This window comes from Stenotrophomonas sp. S49, from assembly GCF_016624905.1.
Classification (GTDB): Bacteria; Pseudomonadota; Gammaproteobacteria; order Xanthomonadales; family Xanthomonadaceae; genus Stenotrophomonas.
On the sequence record NZ_JACVUD010000024.1, the window covers coordinates 1 to 24,257 of the forward strand.

The following is a 24,257-nucleotide window of genomic DNA, read 5'->3' on the forward strand; positions in this document are numbered from 1 at the left end:
GGGGGGGTGGGGGGGGTTGGTTTTTTTTTTTTTGGGGGGGGGGGGGGGCCCCCCCCCCGGCGACGCGCTCACGGCTGCTGCAGCTCCAGCAGTTCGCCCACCAACCCCACTTCGCCGCGCTCCACCCACACCCGCAGGCGCGTGCCGTGGTCGATGCGCAGCGCCCAGCACAGCGATAGCGGCAGGCCACAGACCAGCGACAGCACCATGCGCAGCGGTCCGCCATGGCTGACCACCACGGTCGGCGCGGCGTCCTCCTCGTCCAGCAGACGGTCCAGTGCGCGCGCGATGCGGCGCTCGAAATGCCCCCAGCTTTCGCCATGCGGCGGCGGGAACGCATGCGGATCGGCATGGAACGCGGCCAGCGCATCTTCCGGCAGATCGAACAGGCTCTGCCCATCCCAGTCACCGAAATCCAGTTCCTCCCATTCCTCGTCGGCGTCCACGTCCAGCCCGCGCGGAGTGGCCAGCGCCATGGCGGTGTGCAGCGAACGCAGGCGCGGTGAGCTGATCACCCGCTGCCATTCCTGCGCGGCGTAGGCATCGACCAGTTCCTGCGGCAGGCGGGCCAGCTGCGGTGGGTCGGTGCGGCCGTCCAGGAACTCATCGCGACCATTGGCGGCGTGGCGGACCAGATCGAGGATCATGCGCAGGTCCTGAGCGGGCAGCGCGGAAACAGCGGGGAACAGCGGGACATCGGCAACGGCACCACGGGAGCGAGGGGATATTCTACGGGTACGGGAAATGCAGTCGAGCAAGCTCGACTCTACTTCGGGGCGTGATGGCGTAGACTGCGCGCACTTCCAGGTGACCTGCGGCCTTGGCTGGCAGGTTGAAACGGGAAGCCGGTGACGCGTGGCAACACGCCAGGCCGGCGCTGCCCCCGCAACGGTAAGCACGTCAGTTCCAGGCAATACGCCACTGTGCCGCGCGCACGGGAAGGCGCCTGGACGATGGCCTTGGTGCCATCAGGCGGCAAGCCCGGAGACCGGCCCGGAAGCCTCAGGTCGCGATGCGGTGGGCATGGCGCTGGATGACCGCGGCGCCTGCTGCGGCATCGGCGCGTGCCTGCCCTCGTGGCTCCTCCCCTTCGCCGCGCGGGCGTGCGCGGCCCCCGGAGTTCCCCCGATGAAGCCGCAGTCCCGATTGCTGTTCCTGGCCGTGCTGGCCGCCCTGCCCACGCTGGCACTGGCCGATGAAGCCGCCGATGCGCTCGACCCCATCCTGGTCACCGCCACCCGTACCCCTATCGCCCTGCAGGACAGCATCGCGCCGGCGCAGGTGATCGACCGCGAACAGATCGAGGCCAGCCAAGCCACCTCGCTGCAGGAACTGCTGGCCGGCCGCGCCGGCATCAACCTGACCAATGCCGGCGGCCTGGGCAAGCAGACCTCGCTGTTCCTGCGCGGTACCAATTCCTCGCACACGGTGGTGCTGGTCGATGGCGTGCGCATCAACAGCGCCGACCTGAACCTGGCCATGTTCCAGGACCTGCCGCTGGCGCAGATCGAGCGCATCGAGATCGTGCGCGGCCCGCAGTCCAGCCTGTACGGTGCCGATGCCATCAGCGGCGTCATCCAGATCTTCACCCGCCGCAATGCCGGCAACTTCGCGCCGCACTTCCAGCTGGGCGGTGGCAGCAATGGTTTGCGCCAGGCCAGCGGCGGCATCGGCGGCAGCGGCAGGAATGGCTGGTTCGGCGCCGACATCGCCTACCAGCACAGCGACGGCATCGATGCCTGCCGGGGTTCGGCCACTCTGTTCACCGGCTGCTTCGCCGATGAGCCTGATCGCGATGGCTACCGCAATCTGTCCAAGAGCCTGCGCGGTGGCTACAGCTTCAACGAACAGTGGACGGTGGAAGGCAGCGCCCTGCGCGCCGATGGTGAGAACCACTACGACGGCTACTACAACTACTCGGAAACCCGCCAGCAGGTACTGGCCGGCAAGGTGCGTTACACACCCTCCGAGCGCCTGGCGCTGACCGCCAACGTCGGCCGCAGTGACAACGAGTCGGACAACTTCGGCGACTTCGGTGTGCGTGGCAGCGCGCAGACGCACCGCGACAGCGCGTCGCTGCAGGCCGACATCGGCGTGGCCGACGGCCAGCTGCTGAGCACCGGCGTGGACTGGAGCCAGGACAACCTGGATGGCAGCAGCGCCGGCTACCTGGTCGACAGCCGCCGCAACACCGGCGTGTTCGTGCAGTACCAGGCGCGCTTCGGCCGCCACCAGCTGCAGGCCAGCGCACGCAACGACGACAACCAGCAGTTCGGCAACCATGCCACCGGCAGCCTGGGCTGGGCGATGGAGCTGGGCCACGGCCTGCGCGTGAACGCCAGCTACGGCACCGCGTTCAAGGCACCGACCTTCAGCGATCTGTACGACCCGTGGAGTGGCGTGCCGACGCTGGATCCGGAGAAATCCAAGAGCGCCAACATCGGCGTTTCCCAGCACGGCCAGGGCTGGCACTGGGGCCTGGATGTGTATGAAACCCGCATCGACGATCTGATTACCTACGACGCGGCCACCTTCATGATGCAGCAGGTGGAAAAGGCGCGTATCCGCGGCGCGGAACTGACCGGTGGTGCAGTGCTGGCCGGCTTCGACATCAACGCGCAGCTCAGCTTCACCGACCCGCGCAACCGCACCGCCGGCAGCAGCCAGTTCGACAACTGGCTGGCGCGCCGCGCACAGCAGACCGCGCGCCTGGACGTGGACCGCCGCTTCGGCGACTTCCGCGCCGGCCTGACCGTGCAGGGTGCCGGCAAGCGCTTCGACGATGCCGACAACGCCGTGAAGGTAGGCGGCTACGGCCTGCTGGACCTGCGTGCCGAGTACGCGCTTACTCCGGCTTGGTCGGTGCTGGCGCGCGTGGCCAATGTGTTCGACCGCCAGTACGAAACCATTGCCTGGTTCAACCAGCCGGGCCGCGAGTACCAGCTGAGCATGCGCTACCAGCCGAAGTGATCGGTTGACGCGCACACGATGGCGCCGGGCCACGCCCGGCGCCATCGATGCATCACGCGGTTGGCAGGTCGGCGACCAGGCCCGGCAGTTCGCGCAGGTCGTCGATCACCGCCACGGCCTGCGCGGTGTGCAGGTCCAGGCCGCGCGGGTAGCCGTAGCGCACCAGGGCGATCGGCATGCCAGCGTCCTGCGCGGCGCGGTAGTCGGTGAGCGAATCGCCCACCATCAGGCACTGCGCGACCGGCAGGCCAAAGTGCGCGGCGATATACCGCAGCGGTTCACCGCTGGGCTTGCGCTGCGGCAGTGAATCACCGCCCAGCACCAGGGCAAACGCATCGCCGATGCCCAGGTGCTGCAGCAGCGGCGGCACCAGAGCGGCCGGCTTGTTGGTGCAGATCGCCAGCGGCACCTGCCGCGCACGCAGCTGCGCCAGCGCTTCGGGCACACCGTCATACAGGCGCGGGCTGCGCAGCAGGCAGTCGCGGTAGTGCACCATGAACACCGGCATCACCTGTGCCAGGTCCATTTCGCGACCGGCCGCCTGCACCGCCTGTTCCACCAGCCGCCGCACGCCATCACCGATCCAGCCCAGCACGGTTGCTTCGGCCACGCGTGCCAGCCCGATGTCTTCCAGCGTGCGGTTCAGCGCCTCGGCGATATCGGCAGCGCTGTCCACCAGCGTGCCGTCCAGGTCGAACACTACCAACGGATAGGGATGGGACAAGAGACGGTACCTGTACGACGTGGGCCGCCCAGTGTACTCCTGCGGGTCTGCCGATCCGCTCAGCCTATCCGCCGCGCGCGGGTAGCCAGGAACGCGGGCAGGTAGCGTTCGATCAGCACCCGCGGGCGCGGCTGCCAGTCTTCCATGAAGCGCTCGATCACGAACCCTGCGTCCAGCTGGCCGCCGATCAGATCGCCCAGGCTGTGGCCGAACGTCATCGCCTCGCCACGCGCCTGCTTGGCCTGCCGCTCGTCCGCGGGCAGGTCTTCCAGATCGGAATAGGGAATGGCGAAGCGTGGGCGCATCAGGCCCTGTTCGGCCAACGGCGGATCGTCGCTGCCCACGAACAGCACCGGGTTGTAGAAGCTGGCCAGCAGCAGGCCATCACGCGCCAGCACGCGGTGGCACTCGGCCCAGACCGGCCGCACGTCGGGCACGAACAGGTTGGACACCGGATGGAACACCACATCGAAGCTGCCATGGCCGAAGGCCTGCAGGTCACGCATGTCGCCCTGCACCGCCTGCAGGCGCAGGCCATCGCGTGCGGCCACCGCACGGTCCAGCGCCAGTTGCTGCTCGCACAGGTCGAACACGGTCACATCGGCGCCGGCAGCGGCCAGCACGGGCGCCTGCTGGCCGCCGCCGGAGGCCAGGCACAGGATGCGGCGACCACGCACATCGCCCAGCCAGTCCAAGGGCAGCGCCCGCGGGGTCAGGTGTACCTGCCAGCGCCCAGTACGGGCGGCGGCGATGGTCTCCGCATCCACCGGCTGGGCCTGCGGCGGCGCCTGCTGCGCGTGCAGTTCCCAGCTCGTACGACGGTGATCCCTCACTACCGTTCCATGGTTCATGCGCTCTCCTTGCCCGTCGGTTGCCAGTCGAGGTCCTGGAAGGCCGGATCGTGCTCGAAGCAGCCGGCCAGGAAATCCAGGAATCGGCGCATGATAGCGGGCTGCTGTCGACGCGATGCGTAGACGGCATGAACGCCCAGCTCGTCCAGCTGGTAGTCCGGCAGCACGGCCACCAGCGCGCCACTGCGCAGCAGCGGCGCCACCTGGTAGCTGGGCAGCATGGCGATGCCCGCATTGGCGCGTACCGCTTCCACCAGCAGCGATGCCTCGTTCGCACTGATATTTCCGCCCACCGCCACCGACAGCGCACGGCCATCGCGGTGCAGGTGCCAGAGGCTGCGGCCCACGTAGTGGTGGGTCAGGCAGTTGTGCGCGGCCAGGTGTTCCGGCGCGGTGGGCGTGCCGTGTGCCTGCAGGTACGCCGGGCTGGCGCACAGCACCGACCTGCAGGTTGCCAGGCGCCGCGCGATCAGGCCCGGATCGATCTGCCGCGCGATACGCACCGCCAGGTCCACCCGCTCTTCCACCAGGTTCACCATGCGGTCCACCAGCAGCAGTTCGATGCGTGCGGCCGGGTGGCGCTGCACGAACGCCGCCACCGCGCGGGCCAGATGGCTCTGCCCGAACGACACGCTGGCGGTGATCCGCAACGTGCCGTGCGGTTCCGGGTCGTCGCTGGCCAGCTCGCCCTGCAGTTCCTCGCCGATGGCCAGCATCTGCCGGAAGCGCGCCAGTGCCGCCTCACCGGCCGCGGTCAGGCTGATGCGACGGGTGGTCCGGTGCAGCAGGCGCGCGCCCAGCCAGCCTTCGGCTTCGGCCAGATAGCGGCTGACCATCGCCCGCGACATGTCCAGCACCTCGGCGGCGGCGGTCAGGCTGCCACGCTCGGCCACCTCGACAAACACGGTCATGGCGGTCAATCGGTCCATATGCTCTATCCATGCAACAAACAAGCGCGTTATACGCTGTTTTTCGATCAACTGCAGCCGCCTACAGTGGGCCCGTACCCCAACCCACTGCCCCACGGAGTCCTGCCATGAAGATTGCCCTCGTCGGCGCCACCGGCAACATCGGCCGCCAGATTGCCCGCCACGCCCTGGCCCACGGCCACCAACTGACCGTGATCGTGCGCAGCGCGCAGAACCTGCCCAGCGAACTGGCCGGCGCCCACCCGGTCATCGCCGCGCTGGATGACCGCGACGCGCTGGCTGCCGCCATTGCCGGCCACGATGTGCTGGCCAGTGCCTATGGCCCGCGCCCGGGCGATGACATCGGCCAGATCGCCACCGTCGCCGGCCAGCTGGTGGCCGCTGCCCGCCACGCCCAGGTGCCGCGCGTAGTGGTGGTCGGCGGCGCCGGCAGCCTGGAAGTGGCGCCGGGCGTGCAGCTGGTCGACACCCCCGGGTTCCCCGAGGCTTACAAGCCGTACGCACTGGCCGCGCGTGAAGCGCTGAAGCAGCTGCAGGCCGTGGAGGACATCGACTGGACGTTCTTCTCGCCGGCGGCGGAAATCGGCCCGGGCGACGAACGCGGCCAGTACCGCGTGCAGGCCAAGACCTTCCTGGCCGATGCCGAAGGCCACAGCCGCATCAGCTATGCCGACTACGGCGCCGCCTTCGTGGCGGAACTGGAAGCGGGCAAGTACCCGAAGCAGATCATCACCGCCGCGTATTGATACCGAAACCGTAGAGTCGAGCTTGCTCGACTGCCCCCCCCAAGAAAAATCCGTCGAGCAAGCTCGACGCTACCTCGACTGCTATCCCGTCGAGCAAGCTCGACGCTACGAGGAATCGCGCATGCGCAACGCTCTGCTGTTCTCCATGGCGCTGGCACTTGGCACAGCCAGCACACCACTGCTGGCCGCCCCCGCCGCGCCCGCTGCTGCCACCGCTGCAAAGTCACAGCTGCATCTGCAGACCTTCCACCCCGGGCCGCAGGCGATGTTCGCGGTGTCCTCGGTGCTGATCGAAGGGCGTCGTGATGCGCTCCTGGTCGATGCGCAGTTCGCTGCCAGCGATGCACGTGCGCTGGTCGAAAAGATCCGTGCCAGTGGCAAGCAGCTGACCACGATCTACATCAGCCATGGCGATCCGGATTACTACTTCGGCCTGGCCACGCTGCAGGATGCGTTCCCGCAGGCACGCATCGTCGCCACCGCGCAGACGGTGGCCCACATCCAGCAGACCCAGGCCGCCAAGCTGGCGTATTGGGGACCGAAAATGGGCGCCGACGTACCCGCGCGCATCGTCGTGCCCCAGGTGCTGGAAAGTGATGCACTGGTCCTGGAAGGCCAGCGCCTGCCGCTGATCGGCCTGGACGGGCCGACGCCGGACCGCAGCGTGCTGTGGGTGCCCTCGCTGCGCGCGATCGTCGGCGGAATTCCGGTGGTGGCGGGCGAACACGTGTGGATGGCCGACACGCAGACGCCGCAATCGCACGCGGACTGGCTGAAGACCCTGCAGCAGTTGCAGGCGCTGAAGCCGAGTGTGGTGGTGCCGGGACATTGCGCGCCGGGCGCGGCGCTGGATGCCAGTGCATTGCGCTTCACCGCCGACTACATCCGTGCATTCGATGTTGAAGCGGCCAAGGCCAAGGACAGTGCGGCGCTGGTGCAGGCCATGCGGGCGCGCTACCCGGCGCTGGCCGGTGTGGAATCACTGGAGCTGAGTGCGAAGGTGGCCAAGGGCGAGATGCAGTGGCCGTAAGGTAGGGGGGCTTTTGCAGGGCTGCGCCCTGCACCTGCTCACTGCAACGGCAACAGCAACGGCAACGTCAAAAGCGGGCTATCCGTGATATGGCGGGGGGGGGGGGGGGGGGCCCCCCAACCCCCCCCCCCCCCGCCTTCGACAGTTTGCTGCGGTCTGTCGGAACGGCGCGGGGTCGGATCCCGTTGCTGCGCAACGGGCTCTGACCCCATGTTTGACGACTAGATTTCTGTGGGATGGGTCGGGTCGTGTCCGAACAGTTCACCCTGCACCACCGGTTCCTTTTCGCGGAAACCGCCCAGGCCCACGCCCACCAGGCGGTAACGGGTATCGGCTGGCAGGTCCACGCGCGCGCGCAGTGCCAGGGCGATGTCACGCAGCTCCTGTTCCGATTCGGGTGGGCGCTCGGGGGTGAAGCTGCGGGTCAGGATGCGGAACTGGGCAGTCTTCAGCTTCAGCACTACGGTATGGCCAATGCGTTCGGTCTTGCGCGTGGCCTTCCAGGTCTTCTCTGCCAACTGCACGATCGCCTCGGCCAGGTCTTCCAGCAGCAGGTCTTCGGCGAAGGTGTCTTCGGAGGAAATCGACTGCACCTGCTGGTCCGGTTCCACCGGACGCTCGTCGATGCCACGGGCGCGGTTGTACAGGCTGCGGCCGAAGCTGCCGAAGGCTTCTTCCAGGTCCGGCAACGCCCATTGCCGCAGGTCGCCACAGGTGACGATGCCGCGCGCGGCCAGCTTGCCTTCCATCACCTTGCCCACGCCGGGAACCCGGTTCACCGGCAATGGCAACAGGAACGCGTCCACCCGCTGCGGCGGAATCACGAACTGGCCATCGGGCTTGCGCCAATCCGAGGCGATCTTGGCCAGGAACTTGTTCGGCGCGATGCCGGCTGAAGCAGTCAGCTGGGTTTCTTCGCGGATCTGCGCGCGGATGGTGCGGGCGATATCGGTCGCCAGTGCCATGCCGCTCTTCGGCTCGGTCACATCCAGGTAGGCCTCGTCCAGCGACAGCGGTTCGACCAGATCGGTATGGCGCAGGAAGATCTCGCGCACCTGCCGCGACACGGCCTTGTAGCGGGCGAAATCGGGCGGAACGAAGATCGCATCGGGGCACAGGCGCTCGGCACGCAGCGCCGGCATGGCCGAGCGCACGCCGAACACCCGCGCTTCATAGGACGCGGCGCACACCACTGAACGCGCGCCGCGCCAGGCCACCACCACCGGCTTGCCGCGCAGTGAAGGCGCGTCGCGCTGCTCTACCGACGCGTAGAAGGCGTCCATGTCAACGTGGATGATCTTGCGCAGTGCGTTCATGGTCGGCCGACATCATACCTGCACCGTACCCGTCCAGACGCTAAAGTATGGTCGTTGTGCATCAACGGGATGCGCGATTCCGGCGCAGAACACTACGCACGCGTACGGTGTGGCGGTTTGATTCCCGTTGCAACCGTCGTGCATCCTCGGGGACTTGTTGCCTTGTTTTCGCTTCCAGGAATGCGCTTTCCATGACTCGTCTCCACGCGTTCAACCGCGACCAGCTGCTGGCCAGCGCCCGCGGTGAACTGTTCGGCGCCGCCGCCGGCCGTCTGCCCAACGACCCGATGCTGATGTTCGACCGCATCACCGAAATCCGCGAGGACGGCGGACCGCATGGCAAAGGCATGGTGCGTGCCGAACTGGATATCCGCCCGGACCTGTGGTTCTTCGGCTGCCACTTCATCGGCGACCCGGTGATGCCCGGCTGCCTGGGCCTGGATGCCATGTGGCAGCTGACCGGCTTCTACCTGACCTGGCTGGGTGCCCCCGGCAAGGGCCGCGCCCTGGGCTGCGGCGAAGTGAAGTTCACCGGCCAGGTGCTGCCGGAAGCAAAGCTGGTGCGCTATGAAATCGACATCACCCGCGTGATCAACCGCAAGCTGGTGATGGCCCAGGCCGACGCCCGCATGTACGTGGACGACCGCGAAATCTACAACGCCCGCGACCTGCGCGTGGGCCTGTTCACCGAAACCGGGAGCTTCTGATGCGTCGCGTCGTCATTACCGGCATGGGCATCACCTCCTGCCTGGGCAACGATCTGGATACCGTGTCGTCGGCACTGCGCGACGGCCGCGCCGGCATCACCGCGCTGCCCGACCACGCTGAAGCCGGCCTGCGCAGCCAGATTGGCGGCCGCGTGGACATGGATCTGGATGCGCAGATCGACCGCAAGCAGAAGCGCTTCATGAGCGATGCGGCGGCCTTCGCGTACGTGGCCATGCGCGATGCGATCGCCGACGCCGGCCTTTCCCAGGAAAAGGTCAGCGCGCTGCGTACCGGCCTGATCGCCGGTTCCGGTGGTGGTTCCAGCGAATGGCAGGTGGGTGCGGTGGACCTGCTGCGCGCCCGTGGCGTGCGCAAGGTCGGCCCGTACATGGTGCCGCGCACGATGTGCTCGACCGTGTCGGCCTGCCTGGCCACCGCGTTCCAGATCAAGGGCGTCAGCTATTCGCTGTCGGCCGCCTGCGCCACCTCGGCGCACTGCATCGGCGCGGCCGCGGACATGATCCGCCACGGTGCGCAGGACATCATGTTCGCCGGTGGCGGCGAAGACCTGCACTGGTCGATGAGCGTGATGTTCGACGCGATGGGCGCGCTGTCCACCAGCTTCAACGACACCCCGGCCACCGCATCGCGCCCGTATGACAAGGACCGCGATGGCTTCGTCATTGCCGGCGGCGGCGGGATGCTGGTGCTGGAAGATTACGACCACGCCGTGGCCCGTGGTGCGCGCATCTACGCCGAACTGATCGGCTACGGCGTGACCTCCGACGGTGCCGACATGGTGGCACCGTCCGGCGAAGGCGCAGTGCGCTGCATGAAGATGGCGCTGCAGAACGTCGACCGTCCGCTGGATTACCTGAACACCCACGGCACCTCCACCCCGCTGGGCGATGTGACCGAGCTGGGTGCGATCCGCGAAGTGTTCGGCGATGCCGTGCCGCCGCTGTCGTCGACCAAGGCGCTGTCGGGCCACTCGCTGGGTGCGGCCAGCGTGCACGAGGCGATCTACTGCCTGCTGATGATGCGCGACGGCTTCGTGGCCGGTTCGGCCAACATCACCGAGCTGGACCCGGCGGTGGAAGGCTTCCCGATCCTGCGCGAAAGCCGCGAGCAGAAGCTGGATACGGTGATGTCCAACAGCTTCGGGTTCGGTGGCACCAACGCAGCGCTGGTGTTCGGCCGGGTGTGATGGAAGGGCGTGCCACGTCGCCCTCGTAGAGTCGAGCTTGCTCGACTGCTCGAAAATCGTGCCAACCAAGGTTGGCACCTACCAGAGCGGTGTGGCGTGCCAACCAAAACGGTAGCGCCTGGCCATGCCCGGCGAGAGCGGTGAAGCGTGCCGACCAACGGTCGGCACCCACCAGAGCAGTGTGGCGTACCTACCGCAGCAGTGGCAGCAGCAGGGCGTGTGCGTCCAGCAGCGAGGTCACGATGCGGTGCCCTAGCGCTCGCTGCGCTTCGTCCGGATCAACAAGGTCCGGCACCTGGATCACGGTCATGCCGGCCGCCAGTGCGGCGCGCGTGCCTGCCGGTGAATCTTCCAGCGCCAGGCAGCGCTGCGGGTCCTGCCCGAGCGTGCGGGCGGCCAGCAGATAGATATCCGGCGCCGGCTTCGGCCGCTCCACGTCATTGCCCGCTACCACTGCATCGAAATACGGCAGCAGCCCGGCCGCGGCCAGCTTGCGGTTGGCCCGCGGCTGCCGGGTCGAGGTCGCCACCGCACGCGGCACGGCGTGCGCCTTCAGCAGCTCCAGCAGTTCCATGATGCCCGGCCGCAGCGGCAGGCCATGCTGGGTGCGCGCGTCATACAGATCATGGCAGCTGCCCACCAGTGTCTCGATCGTGCTCTCGCTCAACCCCTGCTGCTGCAGCAGCGCGCGGCAGTCGCGGTCACCCAGGCCCACCATGCGCAGGAAGAAGCGCTCATCCAGCGGCAGCCCGCTGGCCTGCGCCGCCTCGTTCCAGCACGCCAGCGAGACGCGCTCGCTGTCGATCATCAGGCCGTCCATGTCGAAGATGACGGCGTCGGGCAGGAACGGCAGCGCCGCGATCACGGTCATACGGTGAACAGCGTGTCCAGATCGGCGGCATCCAGCATGCGCCACTGGCCTTCGTCCAGGCCCTGCAGGTCCATGCCACCCACCCGGCTGCGGTGCAGTGCCTGCACGTGGTTGCCGGTGGCGGCAAACATGCGGCGTACCTGGTGGTAGCGGCCTTCGTGCAGCACCAGCCGCACCTGGCGCGGGCCCAGCACCTCCAGCTCGGCCGGCAGCAGCGGGGTCTTCTCCGATTCCAGCATCAGCGTGCCGCTGGCGAACAGTGCCACTTCATCGCCACGCAGGTCTTCGCTCAGCGCCACGTCGTAGACCTTGGGCAGCTTCGACTTGGGCGAAATGATCCGGTGCAGCAGGCCGCCATCGTCGGTCAGCAGCAGCAGGCCGCTGGTTTCGCGGTCCAGGCGGCCGACGGTGGACAGCACTGGGTCGCGGTCGCGGAAACGCGGCGGCAGCAGATCGTAGATCAGGCGGCCGGTGTCCTTGGTCGAACAGGTGTAGCCAGCCGGCTTGTGCAGGGCAAGGGTCAGGCCCGGCGGCGGGTCCAGCGGCTCGCCATCAACCCGCACCGCCTCGTGCGGCACCTGGTCATCGGCGTACAGCACCTCGCCGTCGGCATCGGTGATGCGCCCTTCGCGGAACATCCACTGGACCTGCTTGCGGCTGCCGTAGCCCAGGTTGGCGATGTGCTTGACCAGCTTCATCGGCCCTTCCCCTTCACGGCTTCCACCAGCTTGAAGCCATCGCGCTCGGCCACCACGCGCACCGCGCCGAAGCTGTCGTTCAAGGTGTGCTCGTACGGCAGGTGGCGGTTGGCCACTACGTACAGCCGGCCACCGGGGCGCAGCGCCTGCGCGGCCACGGCAATGAAGCGCTGGCCGATGTCCGGGCGGTCGGCACGCGAGGGTGTGTGGAACGGCGGGTTGCTGATGATGACGTCGTAGCCCGGCTCGATGCCGGCGGTCACGTCGCGCCACAGGAAGCGCAGCGGCAGCGCGCGCGGCGGCGGCGCCAGGTTCAGCTCGGCCAGGGCCAGCGCACGCTGCTCGGCTTCGTACAGGTCCAGCGCGGTGATTTTCGGGCAGCGCTCCAGCAGTTCGCGCGACAGGTAGCCATAGCCGGCGCCCAGATCGGCGGCACGGCCGGCCAGGTCGGCCGGCAGGTGCTCGGCCAGCAGGGCCGAGGCCGGGTCGATGCGGTCCCAGGCGAACACGCCCGGGCGGCTGAGGAAGCGCCCGCCCATGATCGGCCGCACCGCATCCAGTGCGGCCCAGCGCTTGGCCAGGTCGGCATCGTGCTGGCCCTGCAGCGGCGCGGTCCAGTACACACGGCAATGGTTCTTGGTCAGGCAGCCGCCCAGGCCGGTCAGCTGCTTCAGGTCGCCCTCGCCGGAGCGCGCGCCTTCATTGTTGGACTGGCAGGCCACGATGCGGCCGCCGTCGGCCACCAGGGCCAGGGCGCGGGCGAACAGTGCGCGTGCTTCTTCGCGCTGGCGCGGCGGCAGCACCAGCACCAGCGGGTAGCGGCCCTTGCCGGCGGCATCGTCCAACTGGCCGCTGACGGTCCAGCCGCTGGCCTGCAGCGGCTGGGCGAACGGGGCAAAGCTCTGTTCGAAGTGGACCTCGCGGGTGCCGGCGGCTTCGCGCAGCGGCCAGCCATCGCGGGCGCGCAGGAAGGCCACCGGACCCTCCGGCCAGCGCAGGGCGCCGCTGGAAAACGGCAGGAACAGGGTCTGCAGGGGGGCGTCGTCGCTGGCGGCCATCGGCGCGGGTACTGGAAGCGTGAGGGCCGTCCATTGTACCGGCTCGGCCCGCCCCGCCCCGGGCGCGCTTTGCGAAAGTTCAACGGGGCGTTGATGCGCCGCCAACATTGAAGGGTTCAGGGTAAGGGCTCCCCCCGCAACCTATTGGAGCTCCTGCATGCGCGCCTTGTTCGTCGGTGGTGTGGTCGACAACAGTGAAATGGACCTGGAGGGCAGCCATCCGCCCGTGCATTACCCCGAGGACACCGGCGGCGGCCATTCGCGCTATCGCCTGCACCAGATCGGCCATGGTGCCGACGGTGCCGTGGCCTACGCGGTGTATGGGGCCCCGGACCTGGCCGATGACGAAGTCGCCCGCGTGGCCGAGGAACGCGCCTACGCGCGCCGGTTCGAAGCTACGCCTACCGTGTTCGAGCATTAGGCAGAACAGCCACGCATGGCGTGGCTCTACTGGGTAGAGCCACGCCAAGCGTGGCTGTGCTCATGGTCTCGGCGGCAACCTGCGCACGCTGGCGATCTCGTCCAGCCACACATAGTGCTGCTGCACGGGCGCATCGTAGTCGTCCAGCCGCAGCTGGCCATTGGTGCCTTCATCACCGGCGTCATTACGGAACTGCTGCACCGTTGGCCTGACTGCCACGGTGCCCAGCAGGCGACGACCATCCTGCAGGGTCAGTTCCACCTGCGTTTCGCCTTCCAGCTGTGGCAGCAGGGATTCCAGGCGCGCGATCTGCGCCGGGTCGGTATGGATACGGGGAGCGATACGGGACATTCGGCGACCTCCTGCATGCAGGGTCGCCGATCGGCCGTGAATGCTCAGTGCAATGCGTCGCCGTTGCGCGCCGCCTGCACGTGGCGCACCGCAGACACCAGTTGCGCTACCGAATATGGCTTGGCCACATGCTCCTGGAAGCCCGATGCCAGCGCCCGACGCCGATCATCGGCACGCGCCAGCGCGGTCACCGCCACGGCCGGCAGGGTCGTGGCATCCACACCCATGTCATCGCGCAGGGTGCGTACCAGCCCGTAGCCATCCATACCCGGCATGCCGATGTCGGTCAGCAGCACGTTGTAGTGCAGATGGCCGTTGTCGGCCAGCAGGGCCAGCGCTTCCACGGCCGAGGTGGCCGCCGATACCGATGCGCCCTGCTCTTCCAGCATGCGCCGCAGGTATTCCAGCACTTCCGGCTGGTCTTCCACCGCCAGCACGTGCAGGCCACGCAGCGGGTACGGCTCCACCACCATCGGTTCGACGATGGGGCCGCTGATCACTTCGCGCAGCGGCCGCTTGTCCGCATCGGGGTAATGCTGCGGCAGGCGCACGGTGAAGGTGGCACCGTGGCCATGGCCCTCGCTGGCCGCACTGACCGTACCGCCATGCAGTTCCACCAGCTGCTGCACGATGGCCAGGCCCAGCCCCAGGCCGCCGTGGCGGCGGGTGGTGGTGCCATCGGCCTGGCGGAACCGGCTGAACAGATGGTTGAGGAATTCAGGCGCAATGCCATCGCCGGTATCGCGCAGGGTCACCACCCAGTACGCGCCGTCGGCCTGCAGCTGCACGTCGATGCGGCCCTCGGCCGGGGTGAACTTGATGGCGTTGGACAGCAGGTTCCAGAACACCTGCTGCAGGCGCGTGGCATCGCCCAGCACCAGGCAGCGTTCCTCGGGCATCTGCAGGGTGACGTCCAGCGCCTTGCCCTCGGCCACCAGCTCCTGCGCGCCCATCGCTTCGACCAGCTGCCCGCGCAGGTCCAGCGATTCCACTTCCAGCTGCACCTTGCCCAGCAGCATGCTGCTCAGGTCCAGCATGTCCGAGATCAGCCGCTTCTGTGCCGTGGCACTGCTGGCGATCACGTTCAGGCCCTTGAACAGCGGGCTGGTGTTGTCCACCCGCTGCAGCAGCAGTTCGCTCCAGCCCAGGATGGTGGTCAGCGGGGTGCGCAGTTCATGCGACAGCGTGGCCAGGAACTCGTCCTTCAGCCGCGCCATGTTTTCGGCCGCGCTGCGCGCCGCGCGCTCGGACTGCAGCAGTTCTTCGCGGGCCAGCTCGATCTCGCGGCGGTCGGTCACGTCCGGGCTGCTGCCGGCCAGGCCAATGAAGCGGCCCATGCGCGAAAAGCGCGGGCGGGCATTCATTTCCAGCCAGCGCCACTGGCCATCGGCACGCCGGGCGCGCACCAGCGCATGCATCGAGCGCTGCGCCTTCAGCGCTTCCTGCAGCTCGTACTCGAACACTGAAGCGTCGTCCGGGTGCACCAGGCCGCGCCAGACATCTTCCGGCACACGGGTTTCATCGCCACCGAAGAATTCACTGAAGGCGCTGTTGACGAAGCGTGCGTGGCCTTTGTCATCCAGCACCCAGACCGGCATGGGCAGGCCGTCGGCCAGCGCGCTGAAACGCGCCTCGCTTTCGCCCAGCTCCACTTCAATCTGTTTGCGGGCGGTCACATCAAAGAACAGGATGCCGACCATGTCTTCGCCGGCCTGGCCCACGCGCACGGCGTCGACCGAGAACGAGCGCCCCAGCGCGCGTGCTTCCATTTCAAACTGCGCCGGCCGGCCACTGCGGGCCACATCGCCGTACACCCGGAACCAATCGCTTTCATGGTTGGGTTCCAGCTCGGTCATGCGCTTGCCGCGCGCGTCCTTCAGGCCGGTGTGGCGCTCGAACGCGTCGTTGACCTCCACGAAGCGGTAATCAACGGCACGGCTGCCCTCGAAGATCACGTGAATCACGCAGAAACCGGCGTTGATGCGCTCGAGCACGCCTCGGTGCAGATCGGTTTCCGGCGTGGGGGCCAGCGGGGCTGGGCGCTCGGCGAGGGGCGGCAGTGTGGACAAAGGGGGTCGAGGCAAGCCGGTGTGGACGCACAGCATCTTCCAAAGGACGTATTCACAGCGTCAAGCGCCGTCGGTCATGCTTGACGAGCATGAATTCGCGACAACCAAGACTATTTGTGACGCATTTGGCCATTGCTGCGCCTCCGGGGCAGGCTCACACTCGCCCTGAAACCCCGACCGTCGGCCATCCCGGCCGCAGGAGTCCTGCCATGAACCGTTCGCGTTTCACCACCGCCACGTTGCTGCTGGCCTGTGCCCTGGCCGCGGGCAGCGCCACCGCTGCGCCACGCACGGTCACCGCGCCCGATGCGCCCCGTGCGCTGCAGGCCGACGGCCCGGTCAGCGTGAAGTGGACCGATCCGGCGCAGTTCACCGAGCTGCGCCAGACCACCAACCGCTTTGAAGCCGAGCGGGGTGACTGGGTGCAACAGATCGCCCGCTACATCCAGACCACGGCGGCCAAGCCGCTGCAGCCCGGGCAGACGCTGGATGTGACCGTGACCGACATCAAGCGTGCAGGCGACTATGAACCGTGGCACGGCCCGCGCGGCAGCGACATCCGGGTCATGCGTGACATCTATCCGCCGCGCATCAGCCTGCAGTACACGCTGAAGGATGCCAGCGGCCGCATCGTCAACGAGGGCGAGGCCAAGCTGAGTGACAGCGGCTATCTGCACAACATCGGCGTGCGCAGCGATACCGACCCGCTGCGCTACGAAAAGCGCCTGATCGATGACTGGGTGAAGAAGCAGCTGGCCCCGCAGGTCACCGCCGCGCGGTAACGCACGTCCGCCGGGCGTGGCCCGGCGCTGCCATCGCATGAACGTTCCAGCTAGCGCCGGGCCATGCCCGGCGTTGCCTCAACCCTGGTACACCCGCGCCACGCGCTTTACCGCGCACGGCAACTGGTAGGCACTCACGCCGCAGCGCGGTGCCAGTTCGGCCAGCGTGGGTGCGCTGCCCCACAGCTCAACCACGCTGCCCACAGCGGCCTGCGGGTGGGCGGTCAGGTCCACCGTCAGCATGTCCATCGACACACGGCCGATCAGGCCACCGGGCTGGCCGTCGATCAGCACCGGCGTGCCATTCGGGGCGAACTGCGGGTAACCATCGGCGTACCCCAGCGCCACCACGCCCACGCGGGTACGCACCTTGGCCACGAAGCGGGCGCCATAGCCCACCGGCTCGCCCGGTTCAATCCAGCGCTCGGCAATCACCTGCGACTGCATGGTCATCACCGGGCGCAGGCGCGCGGTCAGCGCGCTGTCGTCCGGCAGCGGGTTGGCCCCGTACAGCATCAGGCCCGGGCGCACCCAGTCACTGCGCACATCGGGCCAGCCCAGCAGCGCCGGCGAATTGCACACGCTGGTCTCGCCGGACAGGCCGTCGATGGCCGCCTTGAATGTTGCGGCCTGCTCATGCGTGCGCTCGCTGTCCAGCTCATCGGCGCGCGCCAGGTGGGTCATCATCACGATGCGCTCGACCTGCGGCAGCGCCGACAGGCGCGCGTGCGCGGCGCGGAAGCCGGCCACGTCCAGGCCCAGCCGGTGCATGCCACTGTCCAGCTTCAGCCAGACCGTCAGCGGGCGCGGGCTGTCGAAGGCGGCCAGCGCCTCCACCTGCCACGGCGAACCCACCGAGAACCACAGGTCATGTTCGGCCACCAGCGGCAGTTCGCTGGCTTCGAAGATGCCTTCCAGCAGCAGGATCGGCGCACGGATACCGGCCTGGCGCAGCTCCAGTGCTTCTTCGATGGTGGCTACCGCAAAACCGTCGGCCTCGCCTTCCAGCGCCTGCGCGCAGCGCACCGCGCCGTGCCCGTAAGCATCGGCCTTGACCACGGCCAGCGCCTTGCCGCCACCCAGTTCACGGGCCAGGCGGTAGTTGCTGCGCAGCGCGCCCAGATCGATCAGCGCGCGGGCAGGACGCATGCGCGGCTCTCCTGCTGAGGGGCGTGGCCGTACTGGCCGTAACGGAAGATATCCAGGCCCTCGGTGCTGATCTGCGGCTGGCGCGCGCTCATCAGGTCGGCCAGATAGCGGCCCGAACCGCAGGCCATGGTCCAGCCCAGGGTGCCATGGCCGGTGTTCAGATACAGGTTGCGCAGCGGGGTGGCGCCGATCACCGGCGTGCCATCCGGGGTGGCCGGGCGCAGGCCGGTCCAGAACTGCGCCTTGGCCAGGTCGCCGCCCTTCGGGTACAGATCGCGCACCACCAGTTCCAGGGTTTCGCGGCGGCGCTGCGACAGCGACAGGTCGAACCCGGCCACTTCGGCCATGCCGCCCACGCGGATGCGGTTGTCGAAACGGGTGACGGCCACCTTGTAGCTCTCGTCCAGGATGGTCGAGGTCGGCGCCATCGCCGGGTCGGTGATCGGCAGGGTCAGCGAATAACCCTTCAGCGGGTACACCGGCAGGCGCATGCCCAGCGGCGCCACCATGGCCGGCGAATAGCTGCCCAGCGCCACCACCACCCGGTCGGCGGTTTCCACGCGGTTGCCGATGCGCACGCCGGTCACCCGGTCGCCTTCCACCTGCAGGGCGGTGATGTCCTGGTCGTAGCGGAATTCCACGCCGGCGTCGGCCGCAAGCTGGGCCAGGCGACGGGTGAACAGCTGGCAGTCGCCAGTCTGGTCGCGCGGCAGGCGCAGCGCGCCCACCAGGCCGTCCACATGTGCCAGCGCGGGTTCGGCCTGGATGATGCCGGCGCGGTCCAGCACCTCGTAGGGCACGCCGTACTGGGCCAGGATCTCGATGTCCTGCGCCGAGGCGTCCAGCTGCTGCTGGGTGCGGAACAACTGGGTGGTGCCCAGGTCGCGGCCTTCGAATTCGATGCCGATCTGCGCGCGCAGCTCATTCAGGCAGTCGCGGCTGTATTCGGACATGCGCACCATGCGCGCCTTGTTGATCGCATAGCGCTCCTGGGTGCAGTTGCGCAGCATCTGCCACAGCCAGCGGTACTGGGCCAGGTCCATGCCGGGCTTGATCGCCAGCGGCGCATGCTTTTCGAACAGCCAGCCGATGGCCTTCTTCGGCACGCCCGGGGCGGCCCACGGCGAGGTGTAGCCGAACGAGAGCTGGCCGGCGTTGGCAAAACTGGTTTCCAGCGCGGGGCCCGGCTGGCGGTCGATGACCGTGACTTCAAAGCCGGCCTGCCGCAGGTACCAGGCACTGGTGGTGCCGATCACGCCGCTGCCAAGAACGAGGACTCGCATGGGGACTCTCCAACCCGATCATTCCCTGCGTTTGAGCACGCTGGGACCACAATTGGGGAAGTATAGGCGCGCATTCCTAGAGCATTTGCCTGTTTTTAGGACTACAGTCAGGCAGTTTCCCTGCGATTCATTCCCCGAGGTTGACGGCCATGGCCACCCGCTCCCGCGAACTGGACAAGATCGACCGCAAGATCCTGCGCATCCTGCAGGCCGAAGGCCGCATTTCCTTCACCGAACTGGGTGAACGGGTGGGCCTGTCCACCACGCCCTGCACCGAGCGCGTGCGCCGGCTGGAACGCGAGGGTGTGATCACCGGGTACCACGCCCACCTGGACCCCACCGCGCTGAAAGCCAGCCTGCTGGTGTTCGTGGAAATCAGCCTGGCCTACAAATCGGGCGACATCTTCGAAGAATTCCGCCGCGCCGCGCTGAAGCTGCCCAACGTGCTGGAATGCCATCTGGTATCGGGCGATTTCGACTACCTGCTGAAGGCGCGCATCAGCGAAATGGCCAGCTACCGCAAGCTGCTGGGCAGCACCCTGCTGACCCTGCCGCATGTGCGCGAGTCCAAGAGCTACATCGTGATGGAAGAAGTGAAAGAGACCTGGGCGCTGCCGATTGCCGATTGAGCGGTGCCGGGTGTGGGGTCAGATCCCGCATGGCGGGCTCTGACCCCTGACCGGTTACCGCTGCTGCGGGTGCTTCATGCCGCCCTGCTGGCGGTGGTCCTGCTGCTTGCCGCCCTTGTGCGCCTGCTGCGGGTCCATCTGCTGCTGTTGCTGCTGTTGCTGCTGCGGGTTGCGGCCCTGCGGTTCCTTGCCGGACGGACGGTTCTGCTGGTTCTTCATGATCGCGATCCATAGGACGAAGGACATGCGCCGACACCATGCCGGCGCAGCGCCACGGTGGTCCCGCAGCGGTTAATCGCAGGCGAAAAAACGGTGATCGGCACGCACGCGTTTTGCTGGGTTCAGCCCGCTACCCCGGCACGCCCTGTTACGGCTTGATCTGCTGCCCGGCGCCCTGCGGCACGCTGTCGTAGTAGCGCCCGGTGCGCGAGTCGAACACGCGGTTGGGACCCACCGGCTTCACGCCCGGCACGATGCGGCCGTTACGGTCGTAGACCTTGTCCGGCAGTGCCGGCGCCGGGGTGGCGGTGATCGGCGCCGGGCCGGTGGCCTTGATCGGCTGGCGGGGCTGCGGTGAAGGCAGCTGTTGCGGCTGCGGGCGTGCCGGCTGCACCGGCGGTGCCACCGGCGGCGGCGCCACCGTGGTGCTGCTGCGGGTGCCGGTCGGGTTGCCGGTGGGCACCTGTGCTTGTGCCACCAGAGGCAGCAGCGCCGACAACAGCAGGACAAGGGGGCGATTCATGGCACGCTCCAGCGTGGGTTGCCTCCACCATGCGCCCGGCCCCGTGTGCCGCCCATGAATGGCCATCACACTTGCAACGCCGCCCCGCCATCCCCACTTCAGCCAGCATCCCACCGCCCCGGAGAGCCGCATGAGCGCGTTCGACCTCACGCCCCCCACCGCCGCCCAGACCGATGCGCTGGTTGCCGGCCTGAGCGCCGAAGAGCGCCGCGTGCTGCTGCAGCACGGTACCGAGGCGCCGTTCTGCGGCGTGTTCCTGGACAACAAGCGCGACGGCGTCTACTGCTGCCGCCTGTGCGCGCTGCCGCTGTTCCGTTCCAGCACCAAGTTCGATTCGGGCACCGGCTGGCCCAGCTTCTTCGCGCCCTACGACCCGGCGCACGTGCGCGAAATCCGCGACACCAGCCACGGCATGGTGCGTACCGAGATCACCTGCGCCCGCTGTGGCAGCCACCTGGGCCACGTCTTCCCGGACGGCCCGCCGCCCACCTTCGAGCGCCACTGCCTGAATTCGGTCTCACTTTCTTTCACCGGCCAGGGCGAGCCATGGCCCAATCCGCTGCAGCGCGGCGGCGCCGAGACCGGCACGGCGGACTGAACACCCCCGCCGACCGACTTCACACAATTCCCTCTTCAGAAATCCCGCTGGCGGGCCGACAAGGAGATATCCCCCATCCTTGCGTCACGCCATGCTCATCATCGTTGGATTCCTGGTCGTCATCATCAGCGTGCTCGGCGGCTACCTCGGTGCCCACGGCCGCCTGGGTGCCCTCTGGCAGCCCTACGAACTGGTCATCATCGGCGGCGCCGCCCTGGGCGCCTTCCTGGTCGGCACGCCGGCCAAGACGGTCAAGCAGACCCTGCAGGCCATGGTGGCCGTGTTCAAGGGCCCGCGCTACAAGCAGCAGGACTACATCGATGTCCTAAGCCTGCTCTATGAACTGCTGAACAAAGCCCGCCGCGAAGGCTTCATGGCGCTGGAAGACCACGTCGAACGCCCCGCCGAAAGTGCCCTGTTCGCCAACTACCCCAAGGTGCAGGCCGACCACCATCTGGTCGATTTCATCACCGACTGCCTGCGCCTGATGATCGGCAGCAACATCGAGCCGCACGAACTGGAACCGCTGCTGGAACTGGAGCTGGAAAAGCACCACGCCGAAGCCATGGCGCCGTCGCAGGTGATGAACAAGGTGGCCGACGGCCTGCCCGGCTTCGGCATCGTGGCGGCCGTGCTGGGCATCGTCATCACCATGGGCTCGATCGGTGGCGACATCGTTGAAGTGGGCGGCCACGTGGCCGGCGCGCTGGTCGGCACCTTCCTGGGCATCCTGCTGGGCTATGGCTTCGTCGGCCCGATGGCCTCGGCCATGGAAGCCCGCGCCGAACAGGACAGCCGCATCTACGAATCGGTGAAGACCGCGCTGCTGGCCTGCCTGCGTGGCTACAACCCGAAAATCGCGCTGGAATTCGCCCGCAAGACGCTGCCGTCGAACGTGCGCCCGGCGTTCTCCGATTTCGAGCAGCACCTGAAGACGGTCAAGTAAGCCATGGCCGAGACCAAGCCCACCGTCATCGTCCGCAAGGTCAAGAAGGCCGGTCATGGCGGCCACCATGGCGGCTCGTGGAAGGTGGCCTACGCGGACTTCGTGACCGCGATGATGGCCTTCTTCCTGGTGCTGTGGCTGATGGCCAGCACCAGCAAGCCCGAACGCGCGGCCATTTCCGAATACTTCCGCAACCCCAGCCCGTTGGCCGGGCAGAGCCCCACGCCGGCACCGGGCATGGCCGGCCCGGGCGGTGCCAGTACCTCGATGATCAAGCTGGGCGGCGCCACCGATCTGTCCCGCGGCAACAGCAACGACCCCTTCCAGAACCAGAAGCAGGCCCTGCAGCAGCCGGTGGACCAGCAGCAGCGCGACAAGCAGCAGCTGGAAGCGCTGATGAAGGAGCTGCAGGAAGCGATCAGCCGCAGCCAGGCGCTGGAACCGTTCAAGGACCAGCTGCTGCTGGATTTGACCCCGGAAGGCCTGCGCATCCAGATCGTGGACAAGCAGAACCGGCCGATGTTCGACCTGGGCAGCGCGTCGCTGAAGCCGTACACGCAGCAGATCCTGCACGAGCTGGCCGAGTACCTGAACCACGTGCCGAACCGGATCAGCCTGACCGGCCACACCGATATCACCGCCTATTCGGCCGCGCGCGGTTATGGCAACTGGGAACTGAGCGCCGACCGCGCCAACGCCGCGCGTCGTGCGCTGGTGGACGGTGGCCTGGAAGACAGCAAGATCACCCGCGTGGTGGGCCTGTCCTCGTCGGTGCTGTTCGACAAGGTGGACCCGCAGAACCCGATCAACCGCCGCATCAGCATCGTGGTGATGACCCACGCCGCCGAAGAGGCCGCGCTGGCCGGTGCCGGCCCGCAGGTGGGGCTGTCGGCCACCACGGTCGACCCGGACGTGAAGGCTGCACAGGGCGAAGCCAGCCCTCCGGCCGTGACGCCCTGACCGGAGGTTGGGACGGGGAATCGAGGGGTAGAGTCGACTGTCAGTCAACTGCTCCAGGGCTGGTATCCACCATCCCGCGCTTTGCGCGCCAGTCGACTGACAGTCGACTCTACCGACCCCCGGTCCGCACCTACCAAGGGCAGTACAATGGCGGTCTTTCCTTTTCCAGGTGACCCCACCCATGTCCCAGAACTCCAAGGCCAAGCGCGACAAGCGCAAGAAGCAGCAGGCCAAGCGTCCGTTCCTGCGCCTGAACGCCCAGCAGCAGGTGCAGAACCATGCCGTGCTGACCAACGAAGACGGCCAGCCGGTCGCCGCTATTGGCCTGCAGGGCCGCGAGTGGCTGCTGGCCATCGGCGGCCAAACCATGGGCAACGCCGACAACCCGGTGCCGATGCTGGCCATGCTCAAGCACCTGTCCAACGTGCAGGAAAAGGAAGGCCGCAAGGTCAACCTGGAATATTCCGAGCTGCTGCAGAAGCTGCTGGACACCCTGGCCGCTGAAGCCGGCCAGACCGCCGATGAGTACCTGGACAAGCTGGTGGCCGAGTTCGAAGGCGTGGAAGCCGAAGAAGGCGCAGATGCCGGCGCTGAACCGGTGGTGGCCGAAGAAGTCGCTGCCGACGCCGAGGCCCCGGTGGCCGCCGACGCCGACACCGACGGCAAGCCGCAGGCCTGAGCCGGCCACGGCGGTGGCGGTCTACGTCGATGACGCGGTGCATGCCTGGCGCGGACAGCGCTGGGCGCACCTGATGGCCGACACCCTGGCCGAGCTGCACGCCATGGCGGCGCAGCTCGGCATTCCACCGCGGGCCTTCCAGAACAAGGCCAGCGGCGCGCACTACGATGTCAACGCCGAACTGCGCGCGCAGGCGATCGCCCTCGGCGCCCGCGCCATTTCCCGGCACAGCGACCGCGCCCTGGTGAAAGCGGTGATCGCCAACGCCCGCGCGCAATACCGGTAGAGTCGACCGTTGGTCGACTGCTCTCCGCCCCGGTCCCGATCAACCCCGCGCTGCGCGTGACAGTCGACCAACGGTCGACTCTACCCCGCCGGGGCGGGCCATCGCTCAGGACGGGTCGCTGCCCAGCCGCACTACGGCGTCAACGCCGAGCTGCGCGCACAGGTGATCGCCAACGCCCGCGCGCAATACCGGTAGAGTCGACCGTTGGTCGACTGCTCTCCGCCCCGGTCCCGATCAACCCCGCGCTGCGCGCG

The 24,257-nt window shown here is 67.9% G+C and carries 27 protein-coding genes and 1 riboswitch; of the genes, 13 read left to right on the top strand and 14 right to left on the bottom strand.

The genetic code is table 11. The annotated features are described in order from the left end of the window. Positions 1-68 precede the first annotated feature (68 nt). Positions 69-647, bottom strand: coding sequence for a histidine phosphatase family protein (locus IAE58_RS07400; RefSeq protein WP_108752070.1), 579 nt, complete (start codon positions 645-647; stop codon positions 69-71). 141 nt (positions 648-788) lie between these two features. Continuing rightward, a riboswitch (cobalamin riboswitch) is annotated at positions 789-1,012 on the top strand. 116 nt (positions 1,013-1,128) lie between these two features. On the opposite strand from IAE58_RS07400, the gene btuB reads away from it, so the two are divergent. Further along, the gene (gene btuB / locus IAE58_RS07405; RefSeq protein ID WP_199933204.1) at positions 1,129-2,970 is read left to right on the top strand and encodes a TonB-dependent vitamin B12 receptor; all 1,842 of its coding nucleotides are present in this window, start codon (positions 1,129-1,131) and stop codon (positions 2,968-2,970) included. A gap of 52 nt (positions 2,971-3,022) precedes the next feature. Here the strand turns inward: btuB and gph are convergent, their stop codons facing one another. Genes gph through IAE58_RS07420 form a run of 3 tightly spaced genes read right to left on the bottom strand, consistent with a single transcriptional unit; the run spans position 3,023 to position 5,474 of the window. Continuing rightward, complete coding sequence (gene gph, locus IAE58_RS07410; protein ID WP_199933203.1) at positions 3,023-3,694, bottom strand: phosphoglycolate phosphatase; 672 nt, start codon at positions 3,692-3,694, stop codon at positions 3,023-3,025. Positions 3,695-3,753: 59 nt separating this feature from the next. Then, on the bottom strand, positions 3,754-4,545 hold the full coding sequence (locus IAE58_RS07415; RefSeq protein ID WP_199933202.1) for a methyltransferase domain-containing protein: 792 nt from the start codon (positions 4,543-4,545) through the stop codon (positions 3,754-3,756). Next, on the bottom strand, positions 4,542-5,474 hold the full coding sequence (locus IAE58_RS07420) for a LysR family transcriptional regulator (RefSeq protein ID WP_199933201.1): 933 nt from the start codon (positions 5,472-5,474) through the stop codon (positions 4,542-4,544). Before IAE58_RS07420 ends, IAE58_RS07415 begins: the two co-directional genes overlap by 4 nt. 107 nt (positions 5,475-5,581) lie before the next feature. Between IAE58_RS07420 and IAE58_RS07425 the strand changes: the two genes are divergently transcribed. Together IAE58_RS07425 and IAE58_RS07430 are read left to right on the top strand one after the other, a co-directional pair. Then, positions 5,582-6,220 carry an NAD(P)H-binding protein gene (locus IAE58_RS07425; RefSeq protein ID WP_199933200.1) on the top strand — a complete coding sequence of 213 codons (639 nt, stop codon included), beginning with the start codon at positions 5,582-5,584 and terminating at the stop codon, positions 6,218-6,220. Between the two features lie 121 nt (positions 6,221-6,341). Beyond that, the gene (locus IAE58_RS07430) at positions 6,342-7,250 is read left to right on the top strand and encodes an MBL fold metallo-hydrolase (RefSeq protein WP_199933199.1); all 909 of its coding nucleotides are present in this window, start codon (positions 6,342-6,344) and stop codon (positions 7,248-7,250) included. A gap of 221 nt (positions 7,251-7,471) precedes the next feature. Here IAE58_RS07430 and dinB read toward each other — a convergent pair whose 3' ends face one another. Next, on the bottom strand, positions 7,472-8,566 hold the full coding sequence (dinB, locus tag IAE58_RS07435; protein WP_108752062.1) for a DNA polymerase IV: 1,095 nt from the start codon (positions 8,564-8,566) through the stop codon (positions 7,472-7,474). Between the two features lie 191 nt (positions 8,567-8,757). On the opposite strand from dinB, the gene fabA reads away from it, so the two are divergent. Both fabA and fabB read left to right on the top strand, forming a co-directional pair. Further along, complete coding sequence (fabA, locus tag IAE58_RS07440) at positions 8,758-9,273, top strand: 3-hydroxyacyl-[acyl-carrier-protein] dehydratase FabA (RefSeq protein WP_079220498.1); 516 nt, start codon at positions 8,758-8,760, stop codon at positions 9,271-9,273. Next, the gene (fabB, locus tag IAE58_RS07445; RefSeq protein WP_199933198.1) at positions 9,273-10,481 is read left to right on the top strand and encodes a beta-ketoacyl-ACP synthase I; all 1,209 of its coding nucleotides are present in this window, start codon (positions 9,273-9,275) and stop codon (positions 10,479-10,481) included. Before fabA ends, fabB begins: the two co-directional genes overlap by 1 nt. Before the next feature lie 190 nt (positions 10,482-10,671). Here the strand turns inward: fabB and IAE58_RS07450 are convergent, their stop codons facing one another. The 3 genes from IAE58_RS07450 to IAE58_RS07460 are packed head-to-tail and all read right to left on the bottom strand — an operon-like array spanning position 10,672 to position 13,108. Next, positions 10,672-11,352, bottom strand: coding sequence for an HAD family phosphatase (locus IAE58_RS07450; RefSeq protein WP_199933197.1), 681 nt, complete (start codon positions 11,350-11,352; stop codon positions 10,672-10,674). Then, positions 11,349-12,050, bottom strand: coding sequence for a pseudouridine synthase (locus IAE58_RS07455; RefSeq protein ID WP_199933196.1), 702 nt, complete (start codon positions 12,048-12,050; stop codon positions 11,349-11,351). The genes IAE58_RS07450 and IAE58_RS07455 overlap by 4 nt, the downstream gene beginning before the upstream one ends. Then, a complete protein-coding gene (locus IAE58_RS07460; protein WP_108752058.1) occupies positions 12,047-13,108 on the bottom strand; it encodes a class I SAM-dependent methyltransferase in 1,062 nt (353 codons plus the stop codon). Before IAE58_RS07460 ends, IAE58_RS07455 begins: the two co-directional genes overlap by 4 nt. A gap of 157 nt (positions 13,109-13,265) precedes the next feature. Between IAE58_RS07460 and IAE58_RS07465 the strand changes: the two genes are divergently transcribed. Further along, on the top strand, positions 13,266-13,529 hold the full coding sequence (locus IAE58_RS07465) for a hypothetical protein (RefSeq protein ID WP_108748382.1): 264 nt from the start codon (positions 13,266-13,268) through the stop codon (positions 13,527-13,529). Between the two features lie 60 nt (positions 13,530-13,589). On the opposite strand, the gene IAE58_RS07470 is transcribed toward IAE58_RS07465, so the two are convergent. Both IAE58_RS07470 and IAE58_RS07475 read right to left on the bottom strand, forming a co-directional pair. After that, positions 13,590-13,880 (bottom strand): DUF3247 family protein, encoded by a 291-nt coding sequence (locus IAE58_RS07470; protein WP_108752057.1) that lies wholly within the window; start codon positions 13,878-13,880, stop codon positions 13,590-13,592. Positions 13,881-13,924: 44 nt separating this feature from the next. Beyond that, positions 13,925-15,985: a PAS domain-containing sensor histidine kinase gene (locus tag IAE58_RS07475; RefSeq protein ID WP_233614818.1), complete on the bottom strand. Its 2,061-nt coding sequence runs from the start codon at positions 15,983-15,985 to the stop codon at positions 13,925-13,927. Positions 15,986-16,158: 173 nt separating this feature from the next. On the opposite strand from IAE58_RS07475, the gene IAE58_RS07480 reads away from it, so the two are divergent. Further along, on the top strand, positions 16,159-16,731 hold the full coding sequence (locus IAE58_RS07480) for a DUF3016 domain-containing protein (RefSeq protein ID WP_108752056.1): 573 nt from the start codon (positions 16,159-16,161) through the stop codon (positions 16,729-16,731). Between the two features lie 78 nt (positions 16,732-16,809). Here the strand turns inward: IAE58_RS07480 and alr are convergent, their stop codons facing one another. Beyond that, positions 16,810-17,880, bottom strand: coding sequence for an alanine racemase (gene alr, locus IAE58_RS07485; protein WP_108761133.1), 1,071 nt, complete (start codon positions 17,878-17,880; stop codon positions 16,810-16,812). Beyond that, positions 17,859-19,163: a D-amino acid dehydrogenase gene (locus tag IAE58_RS07490; protein ID WP_199933194.1), complete on the bottom strand. Its 1,305-nt coding sequence runs from the start codon at positions 19,161-19,163 to the stop codon at positions 17,859-17,861. Before IAE58_RS07490 ends, alr begins: the two co-directional genes overlap by 22 nt. 149 nt (positions 19,164-19,312) lie before the next feature. On the opposite strand from IAE58_RS07490, the gene IAE58_RS07495 reads away from it, so the two are divergent. After that, a complete protein-coding gene (locus IAE58_RS07495; RefSeq protein WP_108748377.1) occupies positions 19,313-19,792 on the top strand; it encodes a winged helix-turn-helix transcriptional regulator in 480 nt (159 codons plus the stop codon). 54 nt (positions 19,793-19,846) lie between these two features. On the opposite strand, the gene IAE58_RS07500 is transcribed toward IAE58_RS07495, so the two are convergent. Continuing rightward, positions 19,847-20,038: a lana protein gene (locus tag IAE58_RS07500; protein ID WP_199933193.1), complete on the bottom strand. Its 192-nt coding sequence runs from the start codon at positions 20,036-20,038 to the stop codon at positions 19,847-19,849. 121 nt (positions 20,039-20,159) lie between these two features. Then, positions 20,160-20,534: a classical arabinogalactan protein 4 gene (locus IAE58_RS07505; protein WP_199933192.1), complete on the bottom strand. Its 375-nt coding sequence runs from the start codon at positions 20,532-20,534 to the stop codon at positions 20,160-20,162. A 130-nt stretch (positions 20,535-20,664) separates the two neighbouring features. On the opposite strand from IAE58_RS07505, the gene msrB reads away from it, so the two are divergent. The 5 genes from msrB to IAE58_RS07530 all read left to right on the top strand — a co-directional run bounded on the left by msrB (position 20,665) and on the right by IAE58_RS07530 (position 24,003). Beyond that, on the top strand, positions 20,665-21,132 hold the full coding sequence (msrB, locus tag IAE58_RS07510; protein WP_108748374.1) for a peptide-methionine (R)-S-oxide reductase MsrB: 468 nt from the start codon (positions 20,665-20,667) through the stop codon (positions 21,130-21,132). A 91-nt stretch (positions 21,133-21,223) separates the two neighbouring features. Further along, the gene (gene motA / locus IAE58_RS07515) at positions 21,224-22,078 is read left to right on the top strand and encodes a flagellar motor stator protein MotA (protein WP_108748373.1); all 855 of its coding nucleotides are present in this window, start codon (positions 21,224-21,226) and stop codon (positions 22,076-22,078) included. Between the two features lie 3 nt (positions 22,079-22,081). Beyond that, positions 22,082-23,038 carry a flagellar motor protein MotB gene (gene motB / locus IAE58_RS07520; RefSeq protein WP_199933191.1) on the top strand — a complete coding sequence of 319 codons (957 nt, stop codon included), beginning with the start codon at positions 22,082-22,084 and terminating at the stop codon, positions 23,036-23,038. A gap of 181 nt (positions 23,039-23,219) precedes the next feature. After that, the gene (locus tag IAE58_RS07525) at positions 23,220-23,717 is read left to right on the top strand and encodes a hypothetical protein (protein ID WP_199933190.1); all 498 of its coding nucleotides are present in this window, start codon (positions 23,220-23,222) and stop codon (positions 23,715-23,717) included. 13 nt (positions 23,718-23,730) lie between these two features. After that, a complete protein-coding gene (locus IAE58_RS07530) occupies positions 23,731-24,003 on the top strand; it encodes a DUF4031 domain-containing protein (protein WP_108752048.1) in 273 nt (90 codons plus the stop codon). The last annotated feature ends 254 nt before the right edge of the window (positions 24,004-24,257 follow it).

What these genes read in the sequence shown, in the direction of transcription:
- IAE58_RS07415 (WP_199933202.1), bottom strand. Translation starts at nt 4,545, where the DNA reads ATGAACCATGGAACGGTAGTGAGGGATCACCGTCGTACGAGCTGGGAA.
- IAE58_RS07490 (WP_199933194.1), bottom strand. Translation starts at nt 19,163, where the DNA reads ATGCGAGTCCTCGTTCTTGGCAGCGGCGTGATCGGCACCACCAGTGCC.
- motB (WP_199933191.1), top strand. Translation starts at nt 22,082, where the DNA reads ATGGCCGAGACCAAGCCCACCGTCATCGTCCGCAAGGTCAAGAAGGCC.
- IAE58_RS07400 (WP_108752070.1), bottom strand. Translation starts at nt 647, where the DNA reads ATGATCCTCGATCTGGTCCGCCACGCCGCCAATGGTCGCGATGAGTTC.
- IAE58_RS07430 (WP_199933199.1), top strand. Translation starts at nt 6,342, where the DNA reads ATGCGCAACGCTCTGCTGTTCTCCATGGCGCTGGCACTTGGCACAGCC.
- IAE58_RS07465 (WP_108748382.1), top strand. Translation starts at nt 13,266, where the DNA reads ATGCGCGCCTTGTTCGTCGGTGGTGTGGTCGACAACAGTGAAATGGAC.
- IAE58_RS07450 (WP_199933197.1), bottom strand. Translation starts at nt 11,352, where the DNA reads ATGACCGTGATCGCGGCGCTGCCGTTCCTGCCCGACGCCGTCATCTTC.
- IAE58_RS07475 (WP_233614818.1), bottom strand. Translation starts at nt 15,985, where the DNA reads ATGCTGTGCGTCCACACCGGCTTGCCTCGACCCCCTTTGTCCACACTG.
- fabA (WP_079220498.1), top strand. Translation starts at nt 8,758, where the DNA reads ATGACTCGTCTCCACGCGTTCAACCGCGACCAGCTGCTGGCCAGCGCC.
- IAE58_RS07460 (WP_108752058.1), bottom strand. Translation starts at nt 13,108, where the DNA reads ATGGCCGCCAGCGACGACGCCCCCCTGCAGACCCTGTTCCTGCCGTTT.
- IAE58_RS07505 (WP_199933192.1), bottom strand. Translation starts at nt 20,534, where the DNA reads ATGAATCGCCCCCTTGTCCTGCTGTTGTCGGCGCTGCTGCCTCTGGTG.
- IAE58_RS07525 (WP_199933190.1), top strand. Translation starts at nt 23,220, where the DNA reads ATGTCCCAGAACTCCAAGGCCAAGCGCGACAAGCGCAAGAAGCAGCAG.
- IAE58_RS07455 (WP_199933196.1), bottom strand. Translation starts at nt 12,050, where the DNA reads ATGAAGCTGGTCAAGCACATCGCCAACCTGGGCTACGGCAGCCGCAAG.
- IAE58_RS07495 (WP_108748377.1), top strand. Translation starts at nt 19,313, where the DNA reads ATGGCCACCCGCTCCCGCGAACTGGACAAGATCGACCGCAAGATCCTG.
- IAE58_RS07500 (WP_199933193.1), bottom strand. Translation starts at nt 20,038, where the DNA reads ATGTCCTTCGTCCTATGGATCGCGATCATGAAGAACCAGCAGAACCGT.
- motA (WP_108748373.1), top strand. Translation starts at nt 21,224, where the DNA reads ATGCTCATCATCGTTGGATTCCTGGTCGTCATCATCAGCGTGCTCGGC.
- btuB (WP_199933204.1), top strand. Translation starts at nt 1,129, where the DNA reads ATGAAGCCGCAGTCCCGATTGCTGTTCCTGGCCGTGCTGGCCGCCCTG.
- IAE58_RS07420 (WP_199933201.1), bottom strand. Translation starts at nt 5,474, where the DNA reads ATGGACCGATTGACCGCCATGACCGTGTTTGTCGAGGTGGCCGAGCGT.
- IAE58_RS07470 (WP_108752057.1), bottom strand. Translation starts at nt 13,880, where the DNA reads ATGTCCCGTATCGCTCCCCGTATCCATACCGACCCGGCGCAGATCGCG.
- IAE58_RS07425 (WP_199933200.1), top strand. Translation starts at nt 5,582, where the DNA reads ATGAAGATTGCCCTCGTCGGCGCCACCGGCAACATCGGCCGCCAGATT.
- IAE58_RS07480 (WP_108752056.1), top strand. Translation starts at nt 16,159, where the DNA reads ATGAACCGTTCGCGTTTCACCACCGCCACGTTGCTGCTGGCCTGTGCC.
- fabB (WP_199933198.1), top strand. Translation starts at nt 9,273, where the DNA reads ATGCGTCGCGTCGTCATTACCGGCATGGGCATCACCTCCTGCCTGGGC.
- alr (WP_108761133.1), bottom strand. Translation starts at nt 17,880, where the DNA reads ATGCGTCCTGCCCGCGCGCTGATCGATCTGGGCGCGCTGCGCAGCAAC.
- msrB (WP_108748374.1), top strand. Translation starts at nt 20,665, where the DNA reads ATGAGCGCGTTCGACCTCACGCCCCCCACCGCCGCCCAGACCGATGCG.
- dinB (WP_108752062.1), bottom strand. Translation starts at nt 8,566, where the DNA reads ATGAACGCACTGCGCAAGATCATCCACGTTGACATGGACGCCTTCTAC.